We start from the raw sequence: 4,115 nt of genomic DNA on the forward strand, positions 1-4,115 counted from the left end.
CGGCAGCGCCTGCGCCGCCGCGCGGCGCACGGCGCGCTCGCCGGCGTCCGCGGCGATCTCGCGTTCGAAGTCGAGCTGGCGGTTCAGATGATCGCTCGTGCGCTGCCAGTCGCGGCCGGCGGCTTCGTCGGCGAAGCGGCGCAGCGCCGGCGAATCGGGCCGGCGCCGCGCGATCCAGCGCAGGAGTATCGCGATGAACGGCACGAGCGCGACGCCGAGCGCGACGTTCACGGCGGTCACGCTGAACGGCAGCCGGCGCAGCAGGTCGACGCCGACCAGGCCTTTGACGAGCACGAAGATCAGCGGCAGCCACAGCAGCACCGACAATTGCGCGATCAGGCGGACGATCTGCAGGCGGCGCTCGCGCAGTTCGTCGTACTCGGCGCGCAGCCGCGTCAGCGGCTCGGCGAAATCGATGCGGCCGAGCGCCAGCCATTCGCGCAGGTCTACGATGCCGACGGCCAGCAGCAACAGCGCGAACGGCAGCGCCAGCAGCACGTAGGCCGGATCGGCCGCGTTCGCGCGCAGGAACATCAGGACGGCGGCGAACGCGGCGCCGCCGAGCAGCAATGCGCCGAGGCGGCGATTGCGCTGGCGCACGAGCGCCGTCGCGGTCTGCGCGGTCAGCCGGCGGCGCACGGCGTCGACGTCGAGCGCGAGCTGCGCGTCGATCGCGCGGCTCTGCTCGGACCAGCGCTGCCGGAGGCGGTCGAAGTCGAGCGTAGTCATAGGTCGTCCTCCGCAGCGGCGTAGGCGCGCTGCAATTTCTGCTTGATGCGGTTGATGCGCGTCGCGACGTTGGTCGCGCTGAGGCCGACGAGTGCCGCGATCTCGTCCTGCGCATGGCCTTCGAGATAGAGCAGGACCAGCGCGCGGTCGAGCTCGTCCAGCTGCGCGATCAGCTGATGCAGGGTGCGCAGGTCGTCGCCTTCCGCGTCGAGCACGCGGTCGGCCGCGGCCAGGTCCATGCCGAAGTCCTCGATCGGCAGCGCGTCGCGGATGCGCCGGCTTTCGCCGCGATAGAACGAGATCGCGACGTTGATCGCGATGCGCTGCATCCAGCCGGCGAACGCGGCGTTGCGGTCGTAGCGCGGCCACGACTGCCACAGCGCGACGATGATGTCCTGGATCAGATCGCCGCGGTCCTCGCGGCGGCTGCAGTAGGCGTTGGCGACCTTGTACAGGATGGCCTTGTGCTGCTGCAGCGCGGCGAGGAAGGCGTCGTCGCTCGGTGTCGGAGGCATGGTCCCGTGGATGTGCGGCGGAGCCGGGCCGGCTCCGGCTAGCTTATTCGCCGCGGCGGCCGGAAATATCACGGCGTCACCACGGCGGCCGCGCCGGTGCCGGCGTGGCGCGGCCGGCGGCGGCCGTTGAGCAGCGCGCCGAGCCAGCCGTCGCGCACGAACAGCGCGTAGGCGGCGAGCAGCACGGCCAGGCACAGGGCCAGGCTCAGCGGGTATTCGATCCACCAGGGCCAGGCCAGCTGCGCCGCGGCGACCTGCAGCGCCATGAGCAGCGGCAGATGCAGCAGGTAGATCCAGTACGAGGCGTCGGCGAGGTAGCGCCGGCGTGCATCGAAGGCGTCCGCGTGGCGCAGCGCGGCCCCGGCCGCGGCGAGGCACAGGCTCCAGCCGGCCGCCGCATAGGCGATCGCATACAGCGGCCAGACCGGCGAAGCGTCGGCCTTGGCCAAGGTCGGCAGCGGCCCGGCGAGATACAGGCAGAAGGCGGCGGCCGCGATGCCGACGAGCAGGTGCCGCGGCCAGTCACGCGCGAGCCGCGGCAGCAGGGACGCCGCGGAACGTTGCAGCTGCCAGCCGACGGCGAACGCGAGGCCGAAACCGACCGTCGCGGCGAGGTTCGGATACAGCGACTGATCCGGCGTCGGCACGCCGAACCAGGGCAGCCAGTCCGGCGTGCGCGCGAGGCAGGCGGCCAGCGGCAGGCCCAGCGCCGAGATCGCGCCGGGACGCAGCAGGCGATCGAGCACGGCGCGCGCGGCAGAACCGACGCGGTCGGCCGGATCGAGCCGCGCGAGCAGCGCGCGCCAGACCAGCGCGGCCGCGTAGAACAGCGCGAGCACGTAGAGGAACCACAGGTGGGTCAGCGGAAAATCGTCGGGCGTGAGGCGCGGGCCCGGCGGCGACTCGGCCGGCAGGCTGCCGCCGTTCTTCAGCGCGACCGCGGCGACGACGACGGCGACGATGCCGGTCATCACGAGCGGCCAGAACATCAGCAGCGGCAGCACGATGCGGCGCAGCCGGTCGCGCGCGAACGCGACCGCGCCGAGGCGCGCGACGCCGGCCGCGGCGAAGAAGCCCGCGAGCAGGAAGAACACCGGCATGCGGCAGCAGTGCACGAGATAGAACAGCAGCGCGAGCGCGCGGCTCGGCGCGTCGGCGACGATCCAGTAGCGCTCGGCGCCGGGTAGGTAGGACAGTGCGCCGTGCAGCGCGAGGCCGGCCAGCAAGGCGGCGGCGCGCAGGGTGTCGAACGCGTGCAGGCGCGAGCCGGCCGCCGCGGCCGGGGTCAGGGTCGGGTTCATCGGGAAGTCCGCAGTGATGGGAAGAGCGCGGGGCTCTACGGTTCATTCGCCGCGGCGGGGCGATTTGTCACAGCGGGGCGGGTGCCCGAAGTCTGGGTGTCCCAGGTTCGTTGCCGAGCTGGGCGAAGTTGCGGCCGGCTCGGGGAAACGGGCTCCGAAAACTGGGTGTCCCGAAGATGCGTCTCCCGAAGATGCGCGAGAACTGGGTGTCCCGAAGATGGTTGAGCGGGTGTCCCCAAACTGGGTGTCCTGAAGTGGCTGTCCCAAGGGGGCCGCCGCCGCTGTCCGGCGAGTGGACATCTCCAAACGGGTGTCCTGAAGTCGGAAACCGCCTGTCCCGAAGTCGTTTCGGCGGCAGGCAGCCTCGGAACGACGCGGCGGCGTATTCCGATGGCCGGCCGGTCGTGGGCGAACGCTACGGGTCGCCGCGCTCGGGACGGTGCGCCGGCGTCAGCGCCTGCACGGCCGCGCCTTCGCGCAGCACGGCGGCGGCGCGCGCTTCGTTTTCGCTGCCGACGTAGAACGCATGCGTGTAGTGGCGGCCGTGGAAGTCGGCGACGAAGTGCCAGTAGCCGTGCGGCGCCTCGGCGGGCAGGGTGTGGCTCCAGCTCCAGGCCGTGCCGGCGTAGAAGTCGCGCGGCAGATCCTCGTCGGCGAGGTCGTGCTGCCAGCGCGCGAATTCGCTGCCGTCGGGACGCTGCAGCGCGAACGTCGCGACGTCGCCGCGGCGTTGGTCGCGGAACGACGCGAGCGCATGGAAGGTGGTTCCCGGCGCGATCGCGTCGCTCGCGTAGGTGTGTTCCTGCGTCGCGCCTTCGCTGCCGTCGCCGCAGCTCAGCCATTCCGGTTCCTGCGTGTGCAGCGACAGCGTGTTGATCGCGGGATCCTCGTAGGCCTGCGGCGGCGACCAGCGCTCGGGCTCGGCGTTGCAGTCGCCGTGGCGCGGATCGACGACGCGGCCGGTCGCATCGTGCAGCTCGAAATGCAGATGCGGACCCGTGGACGAACCGGAACTGCCGACGAGGCCGAGGTATTCGCCGGCCTCGACGGCATCGCCGATCTGCTTGTCGGTCAGGCTGCCGCGGCGCAGGTGGCCGTACCAGGTCACGCTGCCGTCGTCGTGGCGCAGATAGACCGCGTTCCAGGGCAGGTCGCCCATTGCGCAGGAGCGGTCCGGATGGCCGTCGCTGCGCCCGGCGACGATGCCCGGTGCCGCAGCGACGGCGGCGATCACGCCGTCGTCCATCGTCAGCCACGGGAACGGCCAGAGGAAATAGTCGGTGCCGGCGTGGTTGTAGCCGTGCGTGTCGTCGTAGGTCCGCGCGCCGCAGGCGTAGTCGCGCACGCGGTCCGGAAACGCCGGATCGTGGTCGACGAAGTTCGAGATGCCGTGATAGCCCGAGCCGTCGTCGCGCAGCGAGCGCAGCGGCCACTGCAGCGGCACCGCGGCGGCGGCCTTGCGCGCGGCGACGGCGCGGCGCAGCGCCGGCGAGCCCAGGTTCGCGGCCAGCTGCTGCTGGATGCGCAGGCGCTGGCCGGGCGACAGGTCGTCCGCGACGTCGGCGGCGAG

General features: G+C 72.1%; 4 protein-coding genes. All 4 read right to left on the reverse strand.

Annotation, left to right across the window (positions count from 1 at the left end):
* Positions 1-729, reverse strand: a 729-nt coding sequence (locus NON22_RS21075) for a hypothetical protein (protein ID WP_257388953.1), incomplete at its 3' end; no start/stop codon positions are given.
* Positions 726-1,244 carry an RNA polymerase sigma factor gene (locus NON22_RS21080; protein ID WP_257388954.1) on the reverse strand — a complete coding sequence of 173 codons (519 nt, stop codon included), beginning with the start codon at positions 1,242-1,244 and terminating at the stop codon, positions 726-728. The genes NON22_RS21075 and NON22_RS21080, both read right to left, overlap by 4 nt.
* Before the next feature lie 68 nt (positions 1,245-1,312).
* On the reverse strand, positions 1,313-2,545 hold the full coding sequence (locus NON22_RS21085) for an acyltransferase (protein ID WP_257388955.1): 1,233 nt from the start codon (positions 2,543-2,545) through the stop codon (positions 1,313-1,315).
* A 415-nt stretch (positions 2,546-2,960) separates the two neighbouring features.
* Positions 2,961-4,115, reverse strand: a 1,155-nt coding sequence (locus tag NON22_RS21090) for a M23 family metallopeptidase (RefSeq protein WP_257388956.1), incomplete at its 5' end; no start/stop codon positions are given.

This window comes from Tahibacter caeni, from assembly GCF_024609805.1.
GTDB classification, from domain to species: Bacteria; Pseudomonadota; Gammaproteobacteria; order Xanthomonadales; family Rhodanobacteraceae; genus Tahibacter; species Tahibacter caeni.

Excerpts from the sequence above, each read along its gene's own strand:
- NON22_RS21080 (WP_257388954.1), bottom strand. The coding sequence starts at position 1,244 with ATGCCTCCGACACCGAGCGACGACGCCTTCCTCGCCGCGCTGCAGCAG.
- NON22_RS21085 (WP_257388955.1), bottom strand. The coding sequence starts at position 2,545 with ATGAACCCGACCCTGACCCCGGCCGCGGCGGCCGGCTCGCGCCTGCAC.